The sequence below is a fragment of the Paenibacillus sp. MER 99-2 genome (assembly GCF_023714095.1).
GTDB lineage: Bacteria > Bacillota > Bacilli > Paenibacillales > Paenibacillaceae > Paenibacillus.
Genome location: NZ_JAMAUZ010000009.1, coordinates 146150 through 170808, shown reverse-complemented (window position 1 = coordinate 170808; position 24659 = coordinate 146150). Strand labels below are relative to the sequence as shown.

Here is a 24659-nt window from a genome sequence, read left to right as displayed (position 1 = left end):
TTTATCTCTTCTCTTCTTATTCGATAACCAGATTGCGCGGAGAGGAATGACGGATAACTCGGGAAGATACCCAAGAACCATATGCTGCAGCAAGTGCGGTCAGGCAGGCGAATAATAGGATTCCAGCCCAGTTCAGAATAAGGGGAAGCTCTACGATTCCGTATCCAGAAAGGACAAGCTCCAGAAGGACTGGTAGCACATATATGCCTATGACAATGCCTAATAAAGCACCAATGAACGACAACACCACAATGCCCATCGCAATCGACCAGCGGATTTGGTTTGACGTCAAGCCAATGGATTTGTAAATACCATACGTTCTGCTTTCCTTGCGAATGCTGATCCGGCAAGTACTAAAGATAATGATAAACGTAACCAGAATAAACAGCAGTCCGATCAGAGCCATCGGATAGACCAGAATGCCAGCGGCTTCAGCATATACTGAATCAAGCAGCGTTTTCTGGGTCACAACAGAAGTAGAATCCTTGAATTGCTCGTTCAACTCATGCACAACAGGTTCTACCTGAACCGAATCATTCACATTCATAAAAGCAACATCCACATCATTGTAGTTGGAGTTCACGCTATGCATCGCATCCATAGTAATTCGTCCGGAGACGGACATGTTGGCAATGGCTTGATAGATACCTGTGATCACAAAAGTGCGCTTCTGTCCTTCAATGTTGAGTTCAATGAGATCACCGAGATCCTTATGATACGTTCTGGCTATGTTTATCCCAATCGAAATTTCATTCTCCAGCCGTGGATTAGCTCCTCTTAGATTTTCAAACCCAAGCTCATCATAGCTCCCGTCCAAGACACTTAGAAACAGACTCGTGGATTGACTTTGCGTATCGACTAAAGTGTCAGGATGGATGACGCCGGAGGTATTGCCTTGCCAGCCCACATTCTGAATGCGGGGATCTTGTTCTAAGACTTGTTCTAGTTGTTCTCTGGAAAAGCTACCCTTATTGACCACGACGGCTGCGATGTTGGCATTATCATAACCCCATTTAGCGGCTGTCTGATATATTCCGCTGACACTCGTCACAACGACATAACCAAGAACGAGTACAGCTGATGCCATCATCGTGAGCAGCAGGATAAGAGCAGAGCTACGGATATTCTTCATCAGGTTGCGAAAGGCAATAACGACCGATACAGGGTATCGTGAGAACCCAATCGAATTGAAGAACGGTGTATTCATTCGATGAGCAGTACGGATATGATCGGCTTCAGACATTCCATAACGAATGGCCTGCACAGGTTCGATATGTCGTGCTTTGTTGGCGTACAGGATAACGAACAAGATGACCATAGCGAAGAGCAAGGCTCCTACAAGCAGTGCTGCGCCAATTCCCTGCATTGGAATATCACCACTATCAGCTCTGAGCGAGGATACAGAGATGCTGATTAACGGTTTGGATATCCATATACTTAACATAAGCCCAGGAAGAATGGCGACTAGCGATAACATAGCGTACTGTATAACATATGTGCCAATCATCTTATGGGAAGTCAAGCCTAGTGATTTGAGGATCCCTATCGTTCTATAGTTAGCCAAGATTGCATCGGAAATTGTGAACCCAATCGTAACGAGAGCGATGACTAGCATCACTACGCCGAGGAAAATCATAATGAACCCGATAATCTGATTAATAATTAGATAGAAGGAGGATATGCTCTCAAATTCCATCTTGGTCTCCAGAAAAGGGACATCATGTTCAAGATTATACTTCTCCCAATACTGTGAATTCGTACTGTAATCGTCAAAATGAATGCCGAACATATAATTGTCATTTCCTGCGAGTGTCTGAACATCATGTTGATAATCCGTTGGATTCATCCAGACCCGTGCAGTATTGGTAAATGGGGCACCGTAAGGAACATCTACGACAATATCGGAAACCGTCAGATTGAGGTTAGTGGAGCCTGCTCTGAAGCTTATCGTATCGCCAATGGCGATATGGTATGAGTTCGCCATGGAGGTAGGGATCCAGACCGAACCTTGTTCAGGCAAAGTTGGTTGCAATCCGCTGGCAAAAACGAGTTGATCCACATCCCATGGGGGAGCAGGCGTATCTATCATGTAAAGATAGAGATTTGGAATATCCAGTCCGTCAAACGTAATCCCTGACAGTGTCCTGTATTTTAGTAAAGGGGAGACATCAACGTGTTCTTGTGCTTGCCACCAACGATACACAGCCTCAGGGTCATTCAGGTTTTTCTCAAAGCTAAGAATCTGGTGGGAGCCATGGGTACGATCATGCATTTCTTTGAATAAATTGCCGGTATTCGCCAGAATAATGACGGCTGTTGCTACAAGTAGTGTGGATAAGAGAATGAGAAGCGTGCTAAATCCATTTTGCGTTTTGTTTTGTCTGAGGTAAGAAAGGCTCAATCGCCACATGATCGCCATAGTCCTATTCCTTCCTCGACACAAAATTGAAGATCATCGATTCACGATCGTGGATCTGCTCTTCGTCATATTTGCTGAATTCAAGAATACCTGCTACCTTACCATCTCGGATAAAAATAAGGCGGTCTGCACGACATGCAGCCTTGATATCATGAGTGACCATAACGACCGATTGTCCCTTGCGGTTGATATCGGTCAAGATATCAAGGACAGCCTGGCCGTGCTCATAGCTCAAACTACCTGTAGGTTCATCAGCAAATAACATATCTGGTGAGTTAATTAGTGCGCGTGCAATGGCTGCTCGTTGTTGCTGTCCACCGGAAGTTTCAGAGGGAAGGCGATGATGCTGTTCATTGATATCCATGGCTGTCATCAATTGACTAGCTCTGGCGGCGACCTCACTCCTCTTGGAACCGGCGATGTAGCCAGGTAATGCAATATTTTGTTGAATGGAGAGGTCTGGGACAAGGTTGATACTTTGATAGATGTAACCGATTCGGCGGGTGCGGAATTCAGACATTTCCCGTTCCGTATAAGCGTCAATGCGTTGATCCCGGAAATAAACTTCGCCTGCGGTTACCTGATCTAAGCCGCTTAACAGGTACAATAGGGTAGATTTGCCTGAACCCGAGTTGCCCATGATTACGGTAAAATCACCTTCGTATATATCCAGATCAACATTACGTATCGCATGATACTGCTCGCTACCCGTATTGTAGGTTTTACATAAGTTTTGAGCGCGTATAATGGCTGACTTGACCAAGAAGATCACTCCCTATGATTCATATTAGTGTCAATTCTAAGGGAGACACCTTGAGGAAACCTTATCTAATTATGAATAAAGTATTACATGGTCAGCAGGTTAACAGATGGGCAGATGAATCTGAAAAATCGTACCTTGTCCTTCTTTACTCGAAAAGGTGATCTGACCTCCATGTGCTTCAACAATGCTTTTGCAGATGGATAGACCTAGACCCGTTCCCTCCTGCACATACGAATTAGAAGGTGAAGATGCGCCCTTAAAATATCGTTCAAATATAAAAGGCATATCCTGAGGCTGAATACCTTGCCCCGTATCGGCAATAGTCAGTATAAATTGTTCAGCATTCAGCTCGGTCATAATCCGAATCGTATCTCCAGGAAAGGTATGTTTAAGGGCATTGAATACGATATTGGATAGAACCTGCTCCATTCTCGTTGAGTCAATCCGCATAAGCACATTAGGGATCAATGCCGGTTCTTCATAATTCAGACCTCGCATCTCCACCATGTGTGCAATGGGCTGTAACATCTGTTGAAAGGTGGCAAGGCTATACACTTCGCGAGGCTCGACCGAGATCTGACCTAGCTCCTGCAAAGCGTGAACGAGCAGATCTTCAACCAATCTAGCCGTTTTATCCGTATGTGTTCGCATGATCTCCATATACTCCATCAACGTTTGTTCATCAGAACATAAACCTTCGAGAATTGCCTCTATGTATGCCTTAACTGTTGTAATGGGTGTTTTGAGATCGTGCGATATATTAGTGATCAGTTCTTTCTGTGCTTGTTCCTGCCGGATACGCTCTGCACTCAGATGCATGATCTCCGCGCGCATCAGATCAAGTATGGCGTATAATTCACCCATTTCATCTACTCTGGTGTATTGAATGGGCTGATCGTACTTCCCTTTGAGAATAGACGCTGCGTGTTCTTTCAATTGATTGATCGGAGAGAGCAGGTTCTTCTTAACCTTTCGTTTCATAGCGATCAGACAAGCGCCTAACACGAGGGAGACACCAGCTAATGCAAGCATGACCCAAAAGGCGAAAGTGAGCGGCTGCTCAACAACAACCATAGATAGGGGAACTGTAAAGATGGCATTGCCGATCTGGCTTCCTTGTCGTTCATCGATGACTGGAAAGGCGATGTGGAGTGATTTGTTTTCATCCCTAACCTGTGCCGCTTGATTCAGATCATAATGCAGTACAGATTGCAGATTCAGCCGCGTGCCCTCCAAGGAAGGGCTAGAAGATACGACCACAACACCATCTAATCCAACATAGGTCAGCTCAATCCCATTTTCTTGCGCGATAGATCGCAATTGATCCTGCGTTGCCGGATCCGTTAATTGCTGCTGTTTTTGTCCAAGTTCAAGAAGAAGGGGATTAACCGTAAGCCTCACCTGACTAATAGATAGATTGGAGGTGTTGTTTTGCCTGTCCATAAGCAGATTCACGAAAAGCAATAGACTGCATGTCATCAAAATTATTAGCAGAATGAAGGATGTGCGTAGCCAACGTTTGGACCACATATGTAGTGACATTTCGGTGCCTCCTTTGGCTTACTCATGGTTGAACTTGTAGCCGACACCCCAAACGGTTTTCAGTAGAAGCGGCTCGGAAGGGTTTGCTTCAATTTTCTCTCTCAATCTGCGTATATACACGGTAACGGTATTCTCATCTCCATAAGCGGTGTAACCCCAGATCGCATCTAGAAGCTGTGACTTCGAGAAAACCTGATTTTTGTTGCTTGCCAGATAGTGAAGTAACTCAAATTCTTTGGCGGAGAGTGAGATCTCTTGATCATCTAACGTTACTTTGTATCCCTTCTTATCAATGACGAGGTTAGACAGCCTCAACAGATCGGTAGAGACACGTTCCGTTGTCAGACGATCATATCTGCGGAAGTGTGCGTTGATCCGAGCGAGTAACTCACTGAGCGAGAAGGGTTTGGTCATATAATCATCAGCGCCAAAGCCTAACCCCAGCACTTTATCCGTATCGCTGCCCCTCGCGCTTAATATTAATATCGGAATATTGTTACGGCGCCGAATCTCACGGCAGACCTCGATGCCGTCGAGATCTGGGAGCATAATGTCTAGAATGATGTAGTCTGGCTGCAGCATATCCATGATGTGCAATCCATCTTGACCGTTACTCGCAATCGCAGCTTCGTAGTTGTTCTTGATCAAATAGTCTCGCAGAATGCGTGAAATATCCTGTTCATCTTCAATAATGAGAACTTTGCGTTTAGATTCCATGGCTATCGCTCCAGTTCAAAAAAATATGGAATGGCTCTGCTATGTACAAAAGAATTAATCAGAGGTTGGTGTTAGCGTACTATGGTTAACTATACAGGTTTGTTGAAGAGGCGTCATGGGGGAGTTTGAAGACTTCAACGTTCGCGCAAAGGAAAAACCACCACCTGTCGGAGTTGGTATCGTAGATACATTTTCCGAGGAGATGGCGGCTTCTCTAACGATATTGCTAATTCATAACTTGTTAGTAATCTATTCGTGTAAGGTCATAATTCACGATCGATTTTCCCGTATAGTCCACTACAATAAAATGGGTTCTGTTATTGAGGAGCTCGTAGTTTGCATTACTATAGAAATCTCGTTCTGTTTCAGAGAAGGCTTTAATTACATTCAGATTGGTTGAATCCAATATGTTGATTTCGTAATCCTTTCCTTTTTTAACGGTGAACATGATACTTTGCTGATCCTTTGAAACCTCGATCAGTCGCATGAAACGGTTATAACCTGTAGCGATGGGTTTGTATGATTTGCTTGCCAGCAGTTTACCATCTGAAGCGTACAGCTTTAATGAATTGTTTTTACCATCCATAAAGAGCAGACGATCCTGGAGTGTGTAGGTCTCCGTCCGTTCGCTTACATATGGAAGCTTTTTTGTCCATTTTAACTGCCCTTTAGGATTGTAGGCTTTGAGTGTTACCGCATTTTTGACAACGTTTTGAGTAACGAAAGTACCATCCCCTAGTACATTGACGGGAATGTATGATATTCCGTTCTTCACCGTTACGATTTTTTTTCCTGTAGCAAGATTTAAAATATATGTATTAGGGTCATCACTATAGGTTTTGGCAAATACATAATCACCTTCTATGCCAACGATGGAGTACGGCAATGTATATTTTTTGGTTCTCCGGCCATTAGAATCATAGTGATATAAGGTGGCTTTATAATCTTTTGAATGCGAAGCGACATACAGACTTCCGTCCTTACCCGGATACATGTCACTCTCATAGGAATGATATGCAACATCTTTGTTGAAGGGTAGAGTACCCGTCCATGTTTTCTTACCGCTTGCTAAGTTCATGGCACTGACTTTGTTGTTCTTGTCGAACATGAAAATGTACCCGTCTTCTGAAGGGACAAAATCAAAATTTTCAAGGATAGACCATCGGAGAGTTCCCGATAAGGGATCTATATTTTCTAAATAACGTTTCCCTCCAACCATTTTATAACCAAGTAGGCTCTGATTGCCTTGGGAATCCACTACGACCCCAGGGACTATATTCCAAGGGAGACTCCATTCCCCCTTATCAATGTTGTACACCCATTCAGGCTCTGGAAGATCTTTTGCATCAGCGGAATTGCCTAGTACCAATAGTGGGCTAATCAGACTGGCAATAAGCAACGATTTAATAAACGTCCATTTCAACATGCAACAACTCCTCTAATATAGGTATTTTATACTATATCACATAAGGAACATTTTGGAATTATATGTCGAATTATCGCGTTCTATTTCTTGGACAATTGTAGAACCGCATACTTTTGGCGAAAATAAAGATGATATGTTCTACCTCTATAGAAAATATCAATCTAAGAATAGAAACAATTAATCATCAACTGTGAAAGATGCATGCTACAATGACGAAAACATATAATCCGTAGTTGATAACTAGGATTTTTAAAGTTTTTATGAGAGTACTCTTTTTTTAATCTGGAACTTAATCACGAATGAACGATGAACGACTTATTGATCCTGTGTAATTATAGAGGGGGATTAACATTGACAATCAACATAACTGTGGAGCTGGCGCATGAGAAAGATTATGCGGAGATTGTAGATGTGCTTGTGACGAGTTACACCGAATATGAAAGTGCGTTTAACGATAAGGAGCGCTGGGATAAGTATATTGGGGAAATTAGAGAATCACTTCATAACCCGTCTATTGCACAATTATGGGTAGCTCGAATAGAAGAAAGCATTGTGGGCACAGTCCAATTGTTTGAGACGGCTCAAAAAGCGTATGCCGGCTTCGAGTCGCCAATTGATTACCCGTTTATTCGCTTACTTGCTGTTCATCCAGACTGGCGGGGGCATGGTGTTGCGCGGGCATTGCTTGATCGTTGCGTCGAATCTTCCAAAGCGTTCAATCGTGATTATGTTTATCTGTATACAAGTCCTAGTATGCTTAATGCCGTAGCGTTGTATCGACGATTTGGTTTTGAAGAAGATCCGGACTACCATATTGGGAATGATGAGTTCGGTGCGATCTGCTTCAGATATCCTACACATGTTCAACAAGTGGAGAGTGTGTAAATATCTAGTTTGAGAAAGAATTCAACTGGAAAAATATCTAATTCTATCGTTAGAGTGAGCGCTATAACAATAGGAGAAGACGACACCTAGCCCTGCCCTTCTAAACTTTAGCTTATGTGATTAAGCCAGGTCTAGAGGAGTAAGGCTCCTTGGTGTGTCCGAAAATATGTTTCTTAACCACTTCATTCAAACGTGCTCTAGATCCATTGGTGGATGGGACTGCGATTCCCGATATTCCGCAGGTGACATCCCGAAGTGTGTACGGAAGACCCGATGAAAATAGGAATAGCTTGCAAATCCACAGGATTCAGCAATATGTTCCAATGTCATTTCACTGTATTTCATACGCTCCAGCGCAGCATTCAGACGAATTTCGATGGCATATTGAATCATAGTCTGACCATAGTGCTCCTTGAACAAACGTACTGCACGTGACAGGCTTAGTCCTGCGTATCGTGCTGCCTCTTCCAGTTTGAACGTTACGGTGGCATGCTCCTCGATGAAACGTTTCAGCTTCAAGGCCGAGGAGACGGCACGGTCGGTCTGAATGTTTTCTTTGATCGCTCGGTCAATGTATAAGCACAAGCCACGAAGGAGTGCATCGTTAAGCTCTGCATTTTCCTCCAGGGGGCCGCGGCGCTTCTCCAGCAACATGTTCCGCCATAGACTAACCAATTTGTCATCTAAGCCGATGCGGCTGAGGGTAGGACGTGCAGTTTGCCCCCACCATTGTTCAATCCAGCTTCCCTCGCAAAATAAATAATAATCCCCACTCGACAAACGTCCCTCTTTATGTGGCTCTTCTACGACAAGACGATAATCATCCCCAGGCTTAAGTAAGAGGAGATCCCCGCTGGTCATGGTAAATTCCTCATCTTGGATATAGATCTTGCATGTACCTTCGGTCTGGAGGCGGAACAAAAAGCTCTGTAGGTTGCCCCTCATATTATGATTGAATGCTTTGTAATGGTAGGAGTAGTCGCAGATCAGTACTGTAGTTTCCATTGGATGTAATCCTCCTGTATGTAGGTGTAGCATGATGCTCAACAATACGATTCATTCACGGTCATACCGTATATTTCATGATTGGAATTTAACATGGAAATTCATGTTAACCCACGTCAGAAAAATTTGATCAAATAGTTCATGGTTTGACGATATTGTATATGTTCATTCTAGCCTGTTTTGCGGTAGGATGAAACCAGATAGAGCAATGAAAGCAAATTCTAGAGCAGAGGTGTAGATATCATGGGAAAACGTAATATTGGATTGCAATTGTTCACACTCCGCGATGAGACTGCAGCAGATTTCCGTGGAACTTTGCGCAAAGTAGCTGAGCTTGGTTATGAAGGCGTGGAGTTTGCTGGATATGGAGATATTCCTGCCGAAGAAATGAAAGCGCTACTAGACGAACTAGGTTTGAAAGGATTCAGCAGCCACGTTTCACTGCATGCAATGCGTGAGAACCTACAACAACAAATCGATTACCTCAAAACGATTGGGGCTCAATATATGATCTGCCCTTACTTGATGCCAGAAGATCGTCCAGAGGACGCAGAAGGCTGGAAGAAGCTGTTTGCTGAACTTCAAGGATATGGGGAAGAGGTTACAAAACAAGGCTTGATCTTTGGTTACCACAACCATGATTTTGAATTCCACGGCCAAGTTGGCGATGAGAATGCCTTTGACGCGATGTTTACTCAAACGACGCCAGAGTCCGTACAGGTTGAGATGGACGTATGCTGGGTTCAGTTTGCGGGACAAAATCCAATCGAGTATATTAATAAATATGCGGGACGTTTGCCGCTGCTTCACTTGAAGGATTTCAGCAAAGACGAACAGGGTCAGATGAAAACACTGGAACTGGGACAAGGTTCAGTTGATCTGCCAGCCGTGATTGAGGCAGCTACCAATGCAGGCGTAGAGTGGCTGATTGTAGAACAGGATGTATGTCAGAATCCACCTCTTGAAAGCGTAGCCAACAGCTACAATTGGCTGAAACAGAACTACTTGAACCAATTTTAATCAGAGCATTAAGCATTCATAACAGAAGATGCAAAGCTAATCTACTTGTCAAAGGAGACATTTGTACATGAGTAAAATTAAAGTTGCTGTATTCGGCTGTGGAGCCATTGCCGAGCGCAGACATATTCCAGAATACGCTGATAATGAACATGTTGAGCTTGTCGCTTTTGCCGATCCGATTGTGGAGCGTGCAGAGAAAATGGCTGAAACTTACGGTGGTAAGGCATACTCCAGCTATGAAGAATTGCTTGCTAACGAAACGGTTGACGCGGTAAGTGTATGTACACCGAACTACCTGCATGCTCCGATGGCTATTGCTGCGGCGAACGCTGGTAAGCATGTATTGGTAGAAAAACCGATGGCTGTATCTACTGAAGAAGGCGAGCAGATGATTGAAGCTGCTAAGAAAAATAACGTATTCCTTATGGTTGGACACAACCAACGTCTGATGCCTCCTCACGTGAAAGCGAAGGAAATTCTGGATTCCGGTAGACTGGGTAAAGTATTGAATTTCCGTACTTCCTTTGGACACCCTGGACCAGAGGCTTGGAGTGTGGATGGCGCTGAAAGCTGGTTCTTCCGTAAAGAAGAAGCGATCATGGGTGCGATGGGCGACCTGGGCGTACACAAATCCGACTTTATCCGTTACTTGCTGAGTGATGAAGTATCCGAAGTGGCTGGATTCATCAGCACATTGCACAAAGAAGGTACGAAAGTAGACGATAACGCAACATGCCTGCTGCGCATGAAGAGCGGTGCAATCGGTACTTTGGTAGCTAGCTGGACGCAATATCGTGCAGGAGACAACAGTACTGTACTTTGGTGCGAGAATGGTGTGATGAAGATTGGTACAGTCGATGGTGACGAGGTTATCGTTGAATTGACAAATGGTACAGTTGAAACTTACAAAGTAGGTGCTATGGCTACGAATGAGAAGCAAGTACCAAGTGGTGTCATTGATGCATTCGTAGAATCTATTGTTACGAACACACCTCCAAGCATCTCTGGTGAAGAGGGCCTGCGTTCCCTACAAGTCATTCTGGCTGCCTTCGAATCGGAGAAAACAGGTCAGATCGTAAAACTGTAATACTGTAAATACGTTATAATAGCTGAAAAAAGAAAAAGGCATTCATGATCGTTTATCCCCTATATCATTTATGTCCTGAAATATATCGAAAAGGCTCACTTCCAGTAGATCTGGGAGTGAGCCTTTTCGTTTCAATAGATAATCTTTACAATGACACAACTACAGAGATGAAGGCTTCTCATCACTGCCAAGATCTAACCAATTCACTTCTTGAGTGGATAGGGAGATGCGTGATCCTTCGTCGCAGGACAGCAGTTCTGCCTGGTTTTGAGCGCCGATCAGCGCACACGTTGGGAAGGATTGATTCAAGACATACGCAAGGGCAATCTGAATTGGTGTTGTTTTCTTGGCTGCAGCCAGCTGTTCAGCTCTGTGCAGTCGTTCCCAGTTGCCATCGCTATAGAACACACGCACCAGATCTGCATTATCCCGCACTTCTGGTGTGAAGCGACCTGTGAAGAAACCACGAGCCTGAGAAGACCAAGACAGCAAAGGCAATTGTGTGCGTTCGTGCCAAGCCAGCGTCTCTGCATCTGCGGATACACAGCCTGCCCAGAACGGTTCATTTGCTTTGGCAAGACTGAGGTTCGGACTGCTGAATGTAAATCCTTTCAGACCATGGGCTGCGGCATAGGCATTGGCTTCTTCTAAGCGTTGCCAAGTCCAGTTGGATGCACCAATCGCACCAATTTTGCCTGCTTCAATATGCTCGTTCAGCGCTTCAAGAATCACACCAACGGCAACATTCGGGTCATCGCGGTGCAAGGCATATAACTCGACATGAGGGGTCTGGAGTCGTTCCAGGCTCGTCAGTAGGTCGCTGCGAATGGCATCAGGATTAACCCGTGGGCCGTCCTGGTTGTGGTGAGCACCCTTGGTCAGAATGACAATTTCATCACGATTGCCGCGCTCCTGCATGTAACGTCCCAGCACTTCTTCACTCTGTCCTCCGCAATAGATATGAGCCGTATCCACGGTGTTTCCACCGATGGACAGGAATGCATCCATATTCGCTGCAACTTTCTCATAGGCGTCATGTACAAAATAGTCCGTGCCTTTAATTAACCGGGAGATGCGTTTACCTGCACCATCAATCGTAATATATTCCATATTTACACACCGTCCTTATATATAGTTCGTGTTCTGGCTAAACCCATATCGGGCGCTGATCATGCCGTTAGGCATGCTACGTAATCAAAACCGCCCTTTTTGAACAACCTCTTAAAGTGTGATTCGTGTACGTTCTTCTGCTGAGCGCAGGCAAGCTTCAAGTACCTTCATGTTGGATACGGCATCTTCAGGTGCGAAGCGAAGTGCCTCACCATGTAGTACAGCACGTGCCATATCATCTCCCTGAAGGGAATAGTGATTCACTTGCGGAACAACAACCTCTCTACGAGCTCCACCAGAAGTAACGTAGAAGTTAGATCCTGCATCTGGATTGCTTATATAAGCAGAAGGTACTTCAATTAGACCATCTGATCCGAGAACCTCCAGCGTATTACGGAATGCAGCCCACATGCTGCTGTCAAACGTGACACCAACTTGGCCATCGAACTCCAGCAATCCTGAAGCCATCATATCCACATGGTCATGTTCAGGAGAGAACAGGCCAATCACCGTTGCTGCAGTAGGCTCTTGCCCTAAGATTAGACGTGCAGCACTGATGGAATAACAGCCGATATCATATAGAGCTCCGCCGCCCCATTCCCGTTTGAATCGAACGTTACCATCCGAACCGGAATTGTTGAATGAAAATGTACTGTGAATTCCGCGAACTGTACCAATTTCACCGCTAGCGATAATCTCTTTAATCTGATCATAACGAGGGTGATGGCGATACATGAGTGCTTCCGCAAGTTGTACCTTAGCATCCGCACATGCTTGAACCATTTCCTCGGCTTCCTTCGCAGTCAGCGCGAGTGGTTTCTCGCACAGAATGTGCTTACCTGCTTCTGCGGCGCGAATTGTCCATTCCCGGTGCAGATGGTTTGGAAGGGGGATGTATATAGCATCGATGGAGTCATCAGCAAGTAATGCTTCATAACTGCCGTATGCTTGATCTATACCTAGTTGGTCGGCAGTCTGTTTCGCTTTTTCTTCATCCCGACTGGCAATGGCAGTGACTACGTTAAGCTCGGATTGTTGCAGACCCGGAATAACGGAGCGTACAGCAATGCTAGCGCTACCAAGAATGCCCCAACGCAATTTACGATCTGAATTCATAGTTGTATTCCTCCTGTATATGAATGTATATTGTGATTATATGAGATACATGAATGAATTAAAATGATAATATATTGATTATAGTTAACACAAAATTGTTAAGTAGGGAGAAACGGTTTATGTTAAGACAAACAACGCTGCTGACCCTTCAAAATATTCCTTATTTTTGTTATCCCGAGTCGATTGGACACTATACAGAACACATCCAACATAACGTTTGGCGTGAAGCAGGTGCGCTCAACAACTTCAACATTCACTACGTTGCCGCAGGCAAAGGATACGTTGAAGCAGACGGTGTCGTGCATGAGCTTCGAGCTGGACAGGCTGTCCTGTATTTTCCGCAGCAGCAGCAGCGATACTACAGTAGCGAAGACGATCCATGGGATGTGCGTTGGGTTCATTTTTATGGTGATCGGTTGCATGATTATATGATTGAGCGAGGTCTGCACCGTAACCTGTTATGGACGCTGCGTCAGCAGGCCCCGTGGGAAGAAGCACATCTGGCACTGCTCACGGAAGCGGAACAGAATCGAATGCTGCGGCCAGCCCAGTTGTCCACGCTCACCTATGCAGTATTGGCTGAGTTCGTTCAGCATGCGGTTCCACTGAAAAACACACGTACAAGCAACGCCGAAAGCCGTGTGCTAGCCTTACTTCCACAGATGCAGCAGGAAGCTTGTCAGCCATTCTTGCTACAGGATTGGGCTGATCTGGCGGGAGTAAGCTCGTACTACTTTTGCAAATTGTTCAAGAGCGCTGTAGAGATGACACCGATGGAGTTTATTACACGTTCCCGGTTACAGATGGCGAAGCAATGGTTATTGGAGCGGCCAACAGCTAATATTGGACAGATTGCAGAAGAGGCGGGGTATCCGAATGCCAGTTATTTTAACCGTCAGTTTATGGCAAGAGAAGGCATGACACCTACAGATTACCGTGGCTTGTACCACAGTTAGGATCAAAGAGGTTGTCCCAAAATGTCTGTTTTTGATTACGAAGGATGTCTGCCGGCATCTCAGCGTCGAATATAGAATTCAGCCGAAATAAGTGAGTGCTAGCTGGAGTAGATGAGAAGTTTGACACTGCGTCTAATCAGGTCTATTATGGATAAATTAAATCCGTATATAATGAGGTGCCCTCATGAAATATTCTAAAGCTACGAATTATGCCTTGCATACGATGCTGCATCTTGTAATTACCGAGCCAGAGCAGTTGGTTAGCGTACATCAGCTCGCAGAGCTACAGAAAGTATCGCCTACTTATCTGTCCAAAATCCTGACCAAACTCGTCAAAGCAGGTATGATCGAATCGACCTCGGGAGCGAATGGAGGCTATCGTCTGAGTCGTAAAAATCCAGACCCTTCTTTTCTTGAGATTATCCATGCCATTGAAGGAAAGGCTTCTTTGTTTGAATGTACACAGAACCATAACAGCAGTTGTTTGATCCAAAGGGTGATGGTGCATGCGGAAGAGCAGATGGAGGATTATCTGAATAATCGCAAAATGTCTGAGCTGGCTGCTGAGATGAAGGCATGGCATTCTTCCCACACAGAGAAGTAGAGTCTGGACAAGATGGGTCGTTGATTACAAACCAATACAAGTCCTAACAAACAAGGTCTAAACAGCTAAAGTGTGCTGTTGCCCTTGGACTTTTTTTGTAGGGAAGATAAGGTGTTTCAATACGTACCTCAGATGGGTAATATTCAAACGTATGGTCTGTCGTTGTGCCTGGTAAGAACAGGATGGTACAATGAATTAGAGTTTTATTGCATACATAGCACGAAGTATTTACGAACATATCTTACATCTCTGGAGGAACAACACATGAGCCAATCAACCATCACTGGACTGGAACGACTGCTTGCACTGGAGAGCATTAGAAACACCAAAGCACGTTATTGCCGCTTTATTGATACAAAACAGTGGGACGCACTGGGCGGGGTTTTCGCTCCAGATGCTGTAGCCGATTTTAGTACAGAAGGTAACCCTATTCCTGTATTGAACGGCCGCGACACGATCGTACAAGTATTTCGTGATCTTGTCGATGTAGCGGTGACGGTGCATCACGTACATAGCGCCGAAGTAGAATTTGTATCCGAGAACGAAGCCAAAGTTATCTCTCCGATGGAGGATTGGGTAACTTTCCCTGAAGGTAATGAAAATACATCCTTCCACGGGTTTGGGCATTACCATGAGACATTTGTGAAGATCGACGGGGAATGGTACATTCAGCACACAAGTCTGAAACGCCTTCGTCTGGATATGTTTGAATAGGTTCAATATCTAACCTTCATTTGATTGTTCAATTGAATTAGGAAAATAAAGACGCCATGAGTGCATGATATGTACTTATGGCGTTTTGTTATGGATATTTCTTACGAGCGATAACCGCGCTATATCGCAAAAAGCCAGGTGAATTCCTACGTGGAATTCCCTGGCTTAGGATATATTGTGCTGTAATCGTGCTCACCTGTGAACACATTCTAGAATCAAGCTGTCGTTTTCTTGCGTGATTGCATCCGTAAGTACAACTGAGAGAATATAACCGCTGCAAGTGCAACAACGGTCATGCCCCAGAAAATACTGCTATATGCTGAGGACAGTGTCCATTGTTGCATAGCCGTCAAGGCAACACCCGTCACAGCTACGCTGAAGGCGCCGCTAAAGAACTGGCTTAATTGGAACAGCCCCATGCCTGCACCAACCTGATCCATCGTTAGATTGCCTGACAGTTCATTGGACACGCTGGTTGTCAGAGCGGAGAAGCCCACACTAAGCAAAATGTATACCGCCATGATGGCGTAAATGCTGCTATGTGCAAATAGGGCGAACAAGCCAGCGGCCGCCAACAACAACCACGGTGCAAATCGCAGCAAGAGTGTATTTCCATGTCGGTCAATCATGCGGCCAATTCGATTGGACAGCAGCATCGATACAACTGCACCCGGGAAGATAACTAATCCAGATTGAGCAGGAGTCAGTGCATATAAATGAGCCAGAATCTGCGGCAATAGGAACAAGGTCGAGAAGTTATTAATGTACGATACAATGCCTAGTGAGCTGAGAACCATATATTTTTTGTCACGGAACAGTGCAGGCTGTACGAATGGATCCACTGCACGGCGAATCCGTAACCAGAATAGCAATAATGCAACAACCCCAACGACAATGGTTATCCACTCTCTTGAGGTGAGGAATAACAGAATGCCTGTTGTCCCAATGGCAAGTAGAAGCGCACCGAGTAAGTCAAACGAACCTTTTTTCGGCATCTCACTTGGGAGCAGTCTGAAGAATACAGGGATTAGGAATAGAGATAGTCCAGTAACGATAAACAGATCATGCCAACCTAAAAACTGCGTGATACTTCCGCCGATGACCGGCCCAAGTCCAAGACCAAGAGAGCTGGCAGACATAATAACAGCCATCGATTTACCACGGCGGTCACTTGGGATATAGCGAGTAATAAGAACGATAGCCAGTCCCGGAATGGATGCCGCACCCATCGCTTGAATCAAACGCGCAATGAGTAGCACGATAAAGTGGTTACTGAAAAAACCGAGAACCGACGCAGCGCCGAGCAATGTAAGCCCGGTTGTAAACAAGGTGCGAATCGGCACAAAATCCGATAGGCGTGAGAATGTAATGGAAGAGATGGCAAAGACAATAGAGTAACCTGTAACAATCCAGGAAGAAGCAACGGATGAGAGCGTGAATTCGGCTGCGATCTTGGGCAGTGCCAGATTGAACATCATCGTGTTCATCACGACGAGTACAACCGTGAAGCCAAGCAAGCTGACGAGTAACCTTTCTTGTAGTCCGGAGGTTTGTTCTCCGGATGATGCAGTGACCGTGCTGTTCATAAAAAACCTCCTATAAATTAGTATTTCGCAATATTTCAGAAACTACATGTAACATTTGCAAAATGTGATATGATGTTAACCCCTGCCTAACAGCATGGGTACATTAACGTAATGAATAAATAAAGTTCGATTGGTATCGAACTTTAGAAATATATCATGAATCTGTGCTAAAATACAATGGATAGTCTGAAAAAAGGAGACTACAGTATGAAAATATTGCATCATCCTCAAGTGGAGGATATCGAGCTTTCTTCCGTGTTGTATGCCTTGAGTGATCCAACACGACTTGGTATTGTCGCAGAGGCAGCGAGAAGTGGAGAACAGCCTTGTAGTCATTTCCATGCACCTGTTGTGAAATCGACCATGTCGCACCACATCCGAACGTTGAGAGAAGCGGGCGTAATTCGAGTTAGAGTACAGGGAACGCAGCATTTCCTGACCTTAAGATCGGAAGATCTGGAACAACGTTTCCCAGGGCTCTTAGAGCCTTTATTACAGGCAGCAGCTCAAACGAATAGCGACCACGCCTAGAATTTGTCCTTTCTTCAAGCTGAAGAGGGGGCATTTTTTATTGCATCTAATCAGGGCGTGTCTTCAATCTCGCTTAAGGGCATCCTGCACCGCGTTTTCACAAACTGCTGCGACATTCTGTGTCGTACCATGACCTCTATAATAACGGTGAACACACCAAAACTTATTGAAAAGAGGTTCACAAACGTTGGCAAAAACCAAAAGAGGACGCGTGCTGTGGAGTCTTCCATCCAGAGGACGCGGAACATGTCCGGTATGTAGCAGTACACGTATCAAATTGTTGTATTCCCAAACCAAGACAGATGGCACAATGTTGAAAGTATGCAAGAAATGTTCGAAAGCAATACAGTCCAGAGTGGATCAGGTGACTGTATAACGCAGCACAGCCTGTTCAATTGAACAGGCTCTGTTGGTGTACCAGACAGGATTGGAATTCAGCGGAATGCTCTTATAATAGAAGCAGTGAGCTTAAGTGAAAAGGAGGTGGGAAGATGAGCAATATGCACCGTATTCACTGGTTTGACGAGCAGATTCGGAGTGGGCGTTTTCCTAATAGTGGCTGGCTCGCAAGAGAGTTCGAAATTTCGCGTCGACAAGCGCAGCGGGATATTGAATATATGGCGATCTCCCTACGTGCTCCTTTGCTATATATGGCGAAGTACCGTGGATATTGTTACGAGGATCAGACTTATCGTCTGCCCCATTTATATATGACAGAGGAAGAGCAGCAAGTGTTAAAATATCTGGCACATCGTTATCGGCATTATGATTATGAGCAGGCAGAGTCAGTGAAACGTGTCGCACATCTGCTTGAGCGTTTTACGTTGGAGGAACAATCTATGGGGAATAGGGAACTTCCCGTATTTGCAGCGCAACCGAAACAACTGCAATGGGTTGAATTGTTAACCCATGCCATAGCCGATTCATGCCGAGTACACATTCATTATAGGGATCATGCCGGAGAAAGGCAGCTTTCTTTGTGCCCTCTCAAATTGATTTCACAGTTTAATGCCGATTATGTGATTGCTTATGAAGCAGACCCTGTGCAGCAAATGAGCATTCGGTTGGAAGGCATCGTTCATATGTCAATCTCGGAGGAGAGGTTCGAATACAAGGCGGATGCTCTGCTTGGTGGGTGGGAAGAGCCATTGCCAGTCCGCAAACCGTTCGTAGCGAAGATTCGCATGAAGGAAATACAACAACTTGAACTGTGGCATGGATATGCGATTCGGGATCGACAGGATCAGATTTATTTTATTGAATTTCATGATACCGAAGCGTTCCTCCAGCATTTGTTCCGTAGCGAGTGGGAGGAGCTGTTGTCGCCAGGTTGGCTCAGGAGAAAGCTTCAGCAACGCGCAGAGCACTTATTGGATAGATTAGCGGTTCAGCGGGAAGCAAACGTGGAATAGACAGCGTAGAAAGGAGGTCGTGTCTTGGCTGAAGTCATATTAGATAAACTCATGATGAAACGGGAATCCAAATCGTATGTGGATAGCCTGCATGCCATATTGACTCATACGGGTCAGTTTCAAGGCCCAAAATATATGCTTGCTGGATACACTGGCATGGCTTTTAAACTGGCGGTGCATCAGAAGTTACTTCCTATGTCGGTAACAGCCTACGGACAGTGGGGAGAAGCGCATCGTCCTGGCATTGATAACCTGGGTACCTTCACCATCTGGGATGGTGGACGTACACGACATTCTACGTTCAGTTATTACCAACAGGATGCTGTGAATTGGGTGAAACGTAGTCTGGATGAAGGTAGAGGTGTGATCTACTGGATTCCTGAATTCGGTGTCATTCACGGTTATGATGACAATGACCGAATCTTCTATGTGCAGGATGGGTGGAGTGAGGAATCACAAATTGTATTGTATGACAATTTTGGGCTGAATTTCACTGGCTTCTGGTATTGTCAGATATTCGGAGATCAAGTCCACATTGCAGAACAGGAGATGGTGTTGGAATCCTTACGAATAGCGATAGAGGATTGGGATACTCCGTATCGTCTGCTGCCAGATCGTAATATTGCTTCTGGTAAGTTGGCTTACGATGTGTGGGTGCAGGCGCTGCAACGTACAGATTATGATGCATCAGGAGCGGCTTATATTTTGGACACCTATTGTCAGTCCCGCACTGAGATTCAGATGTATTTGCATGATGTACGAGAATTATGGAACGAACTGGATCAGGCTCACGCATGTTATGACCAGATTGGCGTATTAATCCACGAGATGAAAGTGTGCATCGTTCAGCAAGAGGGTAGACGGATCTTACGCCAAGACACTACTAATGAACTGGCACAGCTATTATTGAAGGCGAAGAGGCTGGAGGAGCAAGCCATCGATTATTTTCGAATGATCTCATCCCAATACCCTGATCGTAAACGCTCTACAGTACCCAGATGGGGAGCGCATTCAGCCAGATAGGAGGGAGGTAACGGTGATGGAATCAAGGGTCATATTGGACGGATTAATAGATCATTCACAGCAACGGCATATATCAGATGATCAGAGACGGTGGCGGGTCAAAAGCTCATATTCGGATGTGTTATATCGAATTTTGAAGCATCAACGATGGATTGATTTCACTCATGATATGATTGCGGGAATGACAGCAAGTAGTTTTCGATTGGTGGTTGATCGGCGTCTAACCGCAGAATCAATCTCGGCATACAATTGGATGGCAGAGAATTTTGTGGCTGCTGACTTCATAGGTGTAACGGCGAGCCAGGCGGCAGGTTTTTCGTTTGAACCCACCTTTCCGCTATATCAGAAGCAGGCGTTGCATGATATCAAGGCAAGTATTAACCGCGGCGTGGGAGCTATTGTGTGGCATAATCAATTTGTCATTGCTGCTGGGTATGATGATACCGAGCAAGTGATCTATATTTGTAATCGTGAGGGACAGGAGATGCTTCCCTTGCCATATCATTCTTTTGGACAAAATGAATCCCCTTATTGGTATTATCAAGTACTGGAAGCTCACCAATCGGTGGATGTATGGGAAGTCTGCAAGGAATCGTTAATCCAGGCTGTCTACAAATGGGAAACCCATGATTACATGCTGCCACCCCAAGATTATGCCTGCGGAGCAGAAGCCTATACGACCATTGCTGCAGCGCTTCAGTCAGGAACGTATGACACCGTTGAGGCGGAAATTGTCCTACGCTATTACGCCAAGTCCAGACAGGATATCGCGTTATATGTTGCAGCGTTGGAGCATCTGTCGGTACATATGGATCGGGTCATTCGGGAGTATGCCTTGCTGGCTGATCATTACTCCAACATCGTTGAGGTGATAGATGACTCAGCCGCTTGGGATGCAAGAGAACCGCAAAGTGTACAAGAGGTAATTGAGCAGATTCAGCGGGCAGGGCTCAGAGAGCAAAGGGCAATTGATGCCATTAAACAGACCTTCCCCGAAACGATTGGTAATCGTTTTGCGGATATTGGATTGAGATAAACAGATTCGTAAGCAAGAACAGATAGGCATAAGCGCCTATCTGTTTTTTTATTTTACACTCTACAGCCAATGTACATATTTAGTGCGTATTTCGCCCTTAATAAGAAAAATAATACAAAAATTCGATTTTGGGGTAATCCAAAACGATCAGTATTCCGAATATTATAATAGATGGTCTTTTTTGGATGAACAATACTGAAGGACAACAGGGGGCGGGAGTATGGTGCAGAATCCGGAAACCATTCAGGAATGTATTGAAAAAGCGAGACAGCGACTCTATCAGATTGCGAATCAATACCCGGATCTATGGCATCCCGAGGTGATTCGCCAGTCTATGGTCTTGGATGAACTAATCAATGAATATAACCAGGCGACCCGTATGAAAAAAACATCGAGCACGCTTCCTCATCATGAGAAACGTTGTAAGAACAAACAGACGAGCAGGATGTGCAGTTCGCCCATTTAGGTCTAATCTGAATCTGGCTGGTTCGAACGCTGCCGTGGGACAAGCTTAAACCCTGAAGCTGTAATTCGAATAGGAAAGAAGCATCAAACGTCATCCCTTCCCGGTTCCATAAGGGGCAGCATGCCGGTGGAAAGAGAAAGCATACCTATTCATGAAAATAAATGTAAGCGATATCATTATTGATTCAATATATAAGTTGAACTATATCTACACGAGAATGGAAAGGACAGAAATAACCAGAAGAAGCGAAGCGTTCGCCTAAAACAACCGTTCGTAAGTCTCATTGTTTCGATCAGGCTTGTACTAGTAGAATAATAGGTGGTAGACGTATGTTAACACGCAGATATCAAGGATGGCCTAGGGCCAATCTGATTGTATAGAGGAAGTAGATGCTGTAATAAAAGAGTACATAACAGATAGCGAAAGGCAGGAGAACAAGTGACTACAACAATTAGTGAAGCTGTTGAAGAGATGGTTGCGGAGATACATGAATGGTTCGATGAACAGGCGAAACGCACAGATCTGGACAGCATTGTGCAACGAACTACGTTGCAAGTGGGTATTTTCAACGATATTTTGCTAGATTATAAACCTGGGCGAACAACGATAGATAGTGCAGACTTGGACTTGGACGATAGCTTTACATCGAAGAATGCAGGCTTCTTTACCCCGGAAGAGGTACGTTCGGTGATTCAACCGCAGCTTGTGGAGGTGGTCAAAGGCAAGTTGGAGCAATGGGTACATACTCCGATGATTGATTACCATTTTACCTTTCGCGGGAAATTCCCAACAACCGAAGGCAAGCTGCACTTAACGTTGCTGGACTACCTCCATGAAGAGAAGAGACAGCAATTACTTGAACGTGTGCATTCCTATGTAGTCAATAAGGTGGAGAATGGTACATATCCCACGAAGCCACTGGAATCGTTCTTCTTGACACGGCATCTTCTTGACGTGAACTTGTTTCCTGAATTAGATGTAGCACGAACGATAGCGATCTATAATCGGATTCAGGAGTTGAATAAGAGCCGTCCGGAGGCACTCGCGGAGCATCGTATGAACATGATTCATGCTCTAACCGATTGGGCTGAGAATCAATTTTTGCCGAAATATTATGATATTCAAACTTCTACCTACCGTGCGAATGAGTATACGCTCAAGCCAGGTGCAGTTCTTGAGCAGCAGGAGACCCGTCAACTGGATGAAAATGAAAACCTAGAACAGCTCTCACAACCGATTGATCTGCTGTTATATGGAGCGGTTATGATTCTTCGGTACGAACCGAGCTACAGTAAACCTAGAGGTCTTACCTTCATGGAGCTTGCCGTGCAATTGGGCAGTAAACGAGCAGTACATATGATGGATGAAGGTAGTGGAACTTTTGATAAGGAAGAAATCTTTGTCAAAAATAAACAGGTTGAGGGCAAAGCAAACGATGTATATTCGCTCATCACCATCCACATACGCCAGGAAGAAGCATCTGCCTATGAACAAGCTCTTACATTTATTATTCACTTACTGAAACGGGGATTCCCGAAACATTATAAAATCAAATTGAAATCTAGTGATAAGCAATATTTACCGATCAAAGGACTTGCCAAGTCCGATACACATCGCTTCTTCGCTAATGCCCTGCAATATGCAGGTCTGCATTCGCTTCTTGAACAATATGCTCGTGTAGCCATCGAACAATTCGAATTCTATGCAGATACAGAAGGGGAAAAGAACTGTATGACGGGCAGCTACGCAACTTTTGGACTGGGACTCACGGATGAGCAGTGTTTTCCATTGGTAGCGTACTACATGAATCATGTAGATGATGAGCACCAGCTGGTGCAGGATAAATTCATCACTGCGTTTGCCGAGAAATATGGTGTAACTACCCACTCTGCACCTATATTAGTTGATTGTCTGCGCCGTGCTACGGATAGCTTAAAGCTGAAGATTCTTCCTGATCTGGAAAGTGAAGACAAGCTGGCTCTGCTTGTGCAGCAGATGAACGGTCTAAAGCCTTATGAGGTTGAGCATGTGCTGTATCCAATCTGGGGCAAGGTGGAGAAATTAGCCACACTGGCTCGTAAGGCGGATGGAAGACGCAAAGAGTTACTGCTTGAACTGTTGCAAGCTGCGGGAAAATAAACGGTTAAGCTTGCCAACCAAGGAGGATGAGAGAATGGAATCGTTACAGCGAAGCGTGTGGGAAGGTCTATCTGCTCTAGAGAAAGAGGAATGGATGCACACAATTGCTCGTCAGCTACCAGAGCAGATGAAGTATGACGGGCTACAGACATTTGAACGCTACGGTCAGCGAACAGAGACCGGTGTATTCGCCTGCGGTGGGCAACAGTTTGTATTTGTGCCAGGAGATCGGGTAACGCTTGGTTGGGATGGCTGGCAGGAGGGGATGAACGAAGAAACGTCTGCCGACATGCTTGAAACGGTGAGTGAGTATGGCGTAGAGGATGTAGACTCGTTTCTGAGCGATCAGATGTCGCCTGTAAGGGAGGTAAAGATTGCCCCGATGCTGGTAGAGTGCCGCACTCATTCCCTTGGCTGGACCGAAGTGACAGAAGAAGAGGCAGTAGAGCAGGACGATACTGATTTTGCAGCAGCGTTGGAGGGGTTCAGGCACGGTAAGCTGAACGAATACGAACAATACCAACAGTTTCGCTTAGTTCGCCAGGGTGAAGATATCCGGATCTTTTGGTTCAATGAGGATTTGGCTCTTGAGGAACTACTGGAGGAAGAAGCGGAAGCGGGGTTTGGTGTGCTAACTGAGGATGAGTGGGAGTATTTGTATGGAGGCGGATGCCGTACGTTATTTCCTTGGGGCGACAGCTTCGATTACACCTTAAAATTAAAACACTTTGGTGACTTACAGGAAGCGGACGACCCCATGGATGATTCCACTGAACCTCTAACTGCCTTAGTAGATCAGTCTGACAGACCTTATGATCTGGAGCTACCCAACTTTTTTGGCGTGCAATTTGTCGGTGATCCATATACGTACGAACTTACGCTGGATGACGATGGAGAGATGCAGCCAAAAGGTGGAGACGGTGGCTCCATGATCTGTGGAGGTATGGGGCCATTAGTGGGCTTTCTTCCCGCCGCTACCGTATTTTATCGTGATGCCAATGCGAGTGATCTGGACTGTGAGGATCTGATGGATTGTATGCACTACAGGAGAATGATCCGTTTAGCAGAGGTTGCTGAGTCCTAGTCTGGCTCTAGATGGTGT

General features: G+C 45.1%; 23 protein-coding genes. 14 read left to right on the top strand and 9 right to left on the bottom strand.

The window, feature by feature from the left end; all coding sequences use genetic code 11:
* Positions 1 to 16 precede the first annotated feature (16 nt).
* The 5 genes from M3636_RS25450 to M3636_RS25430 all read right to left on the bottom strand — a co-directional run bounded on the left by M3636_RS25450 (position 17) and on the right by M3636_RS25430 (position 6867).
* Positions 17 to 2419 carry an ABC transporter permease gene (locus tag M3636_RS25450; protein WP_251384410.1) on the bottom strand — a complete coding sequence of 801 codons (2403 nt, stop codon included), beginning with the start codon at positions 2417 to 2419 and terminating at the stop codon, positions 17 to 19.
* A 4-nt stretch (positions 2420 to 2423) separates the two neighbouring features.
* Positions 2424 to 3182 carry an ABC transporter ATP-binding protein gene (locus tag M3636_RS25445; protein ID WP_174715317.1) on the bottom strand — a complete coding sequence of 253 codons (759 nt, stop codon included), beginning with the start codon at positions 3180 to 3182 and terminating at the stop codon, positions 2424 to 2426.
* Between the two features lie 99 nt (positions 3183 to 3281).
* Positions 3282 to 4724, bottom strand: a complete 1443-nt coding sequence (locus tag M3636_RS25440) for a HAMP domain-containing sensor histidine kinase (protein WP_251384409.1) — start codon at positions 4722 to 4724, stop codon at positions 3282 to 3284.
* 18 nt (positions 4725 to 4742) lie between these two features.
* Positions 4743 to 5441, bottom strand: coding sequence for a response regulator transcription factor (locus tag M3636_RS25435; protein WP_128103644.1), 699 nt, complete (start codon positions 5439 to 5441; stop codon positions 4743 to 4745).
* A 241-nt stretch (positions 5442 to 5682) separates the two neighbouring features.
* The gene (locus M3636_RS25430; RefSeq protein WP_251384408.1) at positions 5683 to 6867 is read right to left on the bottom strand and encodes a hypothetical protein; all 1185 of its coding nucleotides are present in this window, start codon (positions 6865 to 6867) and stop codon (positions 5683 to 5685) included.
* 351 nt (positions 6868 to 7218) lie between these two features.
* Here M3636_RS25430 and M3636_RS25425 point away from each other — a divergent pair, with 351 nt between their 5' ends.
* Positions 7219 to 7752, top strand: a complete 534-nt coding sequence (locus M3636_RS25425; protein WP_251384407.1) for a GNAT family N-acetyltransferase — start codon at positions 7219 to 7221, stop codon at positions 7750 to 7752.
* Positions 7753 to 7938: 186 nt separating this feature from the next.
* Here M3636_RS25425 and M3636_RS25420 read toward each other — a convergent pair whose 3' ends face one another.
* The gene (locus tag M3636_RS25420; protein ID WP_128103641.1) at positions 7939 to 8757 is read right to left on the bottom strand and encodes a helix-turn-helix transcriptional regulator; all 819 of its coding nucleotides are present in this window, start codon (positions 8755 to 8757) and stop codon (positions 7939 to 7941) included.
* Between the two features lie 243 nt (positions 8758 to 9000).
* On the opposite strand from M3636_RS25420, the gene M3636_RS25415 reads away from it, so the two are divergent.
* Both M3636_RS25415 and M3636_RS25410 read left to right on the top strand, forming a co-directional pair.
* Positions 9001 to 9777 (top strand): sugar phosphate isomerase/epimerase family protein, encoded by a 777-nt coding sequence (locus tag M3636_RS25415; RefSeq protein WP_128103640.1) that lies wholly within the window; start codon positions 9001 to 9003, stop codon positions 9775 to 9777.
* A gap of 67 nt (positions 9778 to 9844) precedes the next feature.
* The gene (locus M3636_RS25410; RefSeq protein WP_128103639.1) at positions 9845 to 10864 is read left to right on the top strand and encodes a Gfo/Idh/MocA family protein; all 1020 of its coding nucleotides are present in this window, start codon (positions 9845 to 9847) and stop codon (positions 10862 to 10864) included.
* 159 nt (positions 10865 to 11023) lie between these two features.
* Here the strand turns inward: M3636_RS25410 and M3636_RS25405 are convergent, their stop codons facing one another.
* Both M3636_RS25405 and M3636_RS25400 read right to left on the bottom strand, forming a co-directional pair.
* The gene (locus tag M3636_RS25405) at positions 11024 to 11974 is read right to left on the bottom strand and encodes an aldo/keto reductase (RefSeq protein WP_128103638.1); all 951 of its coding nucleotides are present in this window, start codon (positions 11972 to 11974) and stop codon (positions 11024 to 11026) included.
* Positions 11975 to 12085: 111 nt separating this feature from the next.
* A complete protein-coding gene (locus M3636_RS25400; RefSeq protein WP_251384406.1) occupies positions 12086 to 13090 on the bottom strand; it encodes a Gfo/Idh/MocA family protein in 1005 nt (334 codons plus the stop codon).
* Positions 13091 to 13209: 119 nt separating this feature from the next.
* Here M3636_RS25400 and M3636_RS25395 point away from each other — a divergent pair, with 119 nt between their 5' ends.
* The 3 genes from M3636_RS25395 (at position 13210) to M3636_RS25385 (ending at position 15364) form a co-directional block, all read left to right on the top strand.
* On the top strand, positions 13210 to 14046 hold the full coding sequence (locus M3636_RS25395) for an AraC family transcriptional regulator (protein WP_145410562.1): 837 nt from the start codon (positions 13210 to 13212) through the stop codon (positions 14044 to 14046).
* A gap of 184 nt (positions 14047 to 14230) precedes the next feature.
* Positions 14231 to 14650 (top strand): Rrf2 family transcriptional regulator, encoded by a 420-nt coding sequence (locus M3636_RS25390; protein WP_128103635.1) that lies wholly within the window; start codon positions 14231 to 14233, stop codon positions 14648 to 14650.
* Between the two features lie 264 nt (positions 14651 to 14914).
* A complete protein-coding gene (locus tag M3636_RS25385; protein WP_128103634.1) occupies positions 14915 to 15364 on the top strand; it encodes a nuclear transport factor 2 family protein in 450 nt (149 codons plus the stop codon).
* Positions 15365 to 15579: 215 nt separating this feature from the next.
* Here the strand turns inward: M3636_RS25385 and M3636_RS25380 are convergent, their stop codons facing one another.
* A complete protein-coding gene (locus M3636_RS25380; protein WP_251384405.1) occupies positions 15580 to 16950 on the bottom strand; it encodes an MFS transporter in 1371 nt (456 codons plus the stop codon).
* Between the two features lie 207 nt (positions 16951 to 17157).
* Here M3636_RS25380 and M3636_RS25375 point away from each other — a divergent pair, with 207 nt between their 5' ends.
* The 8 genes from M3636_RS25375 (at position 17158) to M3636_RS25340 (ending at position 24641) form a co-directional block, all read left to right on the top strand.
* Positions 17158 to 17481 carry an ArsR/SmtB family transcription factor gene (locus M3636_RS25375; protein ID WP_145410560.1) on the top strand — a complete coding sequence of 108 codons (324 nt, stop codon included), beginning with the start codon at positions 17158 to 17160 and terminating at the stop codon, positions 17479 to 17481.
* A 187-nt stretch (positions 17482 to 17668) separates the two neighbouring features.
* The gene (locus M3636_RS25370; protein WP_251384404.1) at positions 17669 to 17857 is read left to right on the top strand and encodes a hypothetical protein; all 189 of its coding nucleotides are present in this window, start codon (positions 17669 to 17671) and stop codon (positions 17855 to 17857) included.
* Positions 17858 to 17972: 115 nt separating this feature from the next.
* Entirely contained in the window at positions 17973 to 18893 is a 921-nt protein-coding gene (locus tag M3636_RS25365) for a helix-turn-helix transcriptional regulator (protein WP_251384403.1), read from the top strand.
* A 24-nt stretch (positions 18894 to 18917) separates the two neighbouring features.
* Positions 18918 to 19916 carry a C39 family peptidase gene (locus M3636_RS25360; protein ID WP_251384401.1) on the top strand — a complete coding sequence of 333 codons (999 nt, stop codon included), beginning with the start codon at positions 18918 to 18920 and terminating at the stop codon, positions 19914 to 19916.
* 13 nt (positions 19917 to 19929) lie between these two features.
* The gene (locus M3636_RS25355; RefSeq protein ID WP_251384400.1) at positions 19930 to 20952 is read left to right on the top strand and encodes a hypothetical protein; all 1023 of its coding nucleotides are present in this window, start codon (positions 19930 to 19932) and stop codon (positions 20950 to 20952) included.
* 220 nt (positions 20953 to 21172) lie between these two features.
* Entirely contained in the window at positions 21173 to 21418 is a 246-nt protein-coding gene (locus tag M3636_RS29635) for an aspartyl-phosphate phosphatase Spo0E family protein (RefSeq protein ID WP_128103629.1), read from the top strand.
* 438 nt (positions 21419 to 21856) lie between these two features.
* The gene (locus tag M3636_RS25345) at positions 21857 to 23557 is read left to right on the top strand and encodes a DUF6138 family protein (RefSeq protein WP_353056320.1); all 1701 of its coding nucleotides are present in this window, start codon (positions 21857 to 21859) and stop codon (positions 23555 to 23557) included.
* A gap of 34 nt (positions 23558 to 23591) precedes the next feature.
* Entirely contained in the window at positions 23592 to 24641 is a 1050-nt protein-coding gene (locus M3636_RS25340; RefSeq protein WP_251384399.1) for a hypothetical protein, read from the top strand.
* Positions 24642 to 24659: the final 18 nt, after the last annotated feature.

Coding starts and splice junctions, on each gene's coding strand:
- M3636_RS25395 (WP_145410562.1), top strand. CDS start 13,210: ATGTTAAGACAAACAACGCTGCTGACCCTTCAAAATATTCCTTATTTT.
- M3636_RS25340 (WP_251384399.1), top strand. CDS start 23,592: ATGGAATCGTTACAGCGAAGCGTGTGGGAAGGTCTATCTGCTCTAGAG.
- M3636_RS25410 (WP_128103639.1), top strand. CDS start 9,845: ATGAGTAAAATTAAAGTTGCTGTATTCGGCTGTGGAGCCATTGCCGAG.
- M3636_RS25450 (WP_251384410.1), bottom strand. CDS start 2,419: ATGGCGATCATGTGGCGATTGAGCCTTTCTTACCTCAGACAAAACAAA.
- M3636_RS25365 (WP_251384403.1), top strand. CDS start 17,973: ATGAGCAATATGCACCGTATTCACTGGTTTGACGAGCAGATTCGGAGT.
- M3636_RS25405 (WP_128103638.1), bottom strand. CDS start 11,974: ATGGAATATATTACGATTGATGGTGCAGGTAAACGCATCTCCCGGTTA.
- M3636_RS29635 (WP_128103629.1), top strand. CDS start 21,173: ATGGTGCAGAATCCGGAAACCATTCAGGAATGTATTGAAAAAGCGAGA.
- M3636_RS25375 (WP_145410560.1), top strand. CDS start 17,158: ATGAAAATATTGCATCATCCTCAAGTGGAGGATATCGAGCTTTCTTCC.
- M3636_RS25415 (WP_128103640.1), top strand. CDS start 9,001: ATGGGAAAACGTAATATTGGATTGCAATTGTTCACACTCCGCGATGAG.
- M3636_RS25385 (WP_128103634.1), top strand. CDS start 14,915: ATGAGCCAATCAACCATCACTGGACTGGAACGACTGCTTGCACTGGAG.
- M3636_RS25380 (WP_251384405.1), bottom strand. CDS start 16,950: ATGAACAGCACGGTCACTGCATCATCCGGAGAACAAACCTCCGGACTA.
- M3636_RS25390 (WP_128103635.1), top strand. CDS start 14,231: ATGAAATATTCTAAAGCTACGAATTATGCCTTGCATACGATGCTGCAT.
- M3636_RS25400 (WP_251384406.1), bottom strand. CDS start 13,090: ATGAATTCAGATCGTAAATTGCGTTGGGGCATTCTTGGTAGCGCTAGC.
- M3636_RS25430 (WP_251384408.1), bottom strand. CDS start 6,867: ATGTTGAAATGGACGTTTATTAAATCGTTGCTTATTGCCAGTCTGATT.
- M3636_RS25420 (WP_128103641.1), bottom strand. CDS start 8,757: ATGGAAACTACAGTACTGATCTGCGACTACTCCTACCATTACAAAGCA.
- M3636_RS25435 (WP_128103644.1), bottom strand. CDS start 5,441: ATGGAATCTAAACGCAAAGTTCTCATTATTGAAGATGAACAGGATATT.
- M3636_RS25440 (WP_251384409.1), bottom strand. CDS start 4,724: ATGTCACTACATATGTGGTCCAAACGTTGGCTACGCACATCCTTCATT.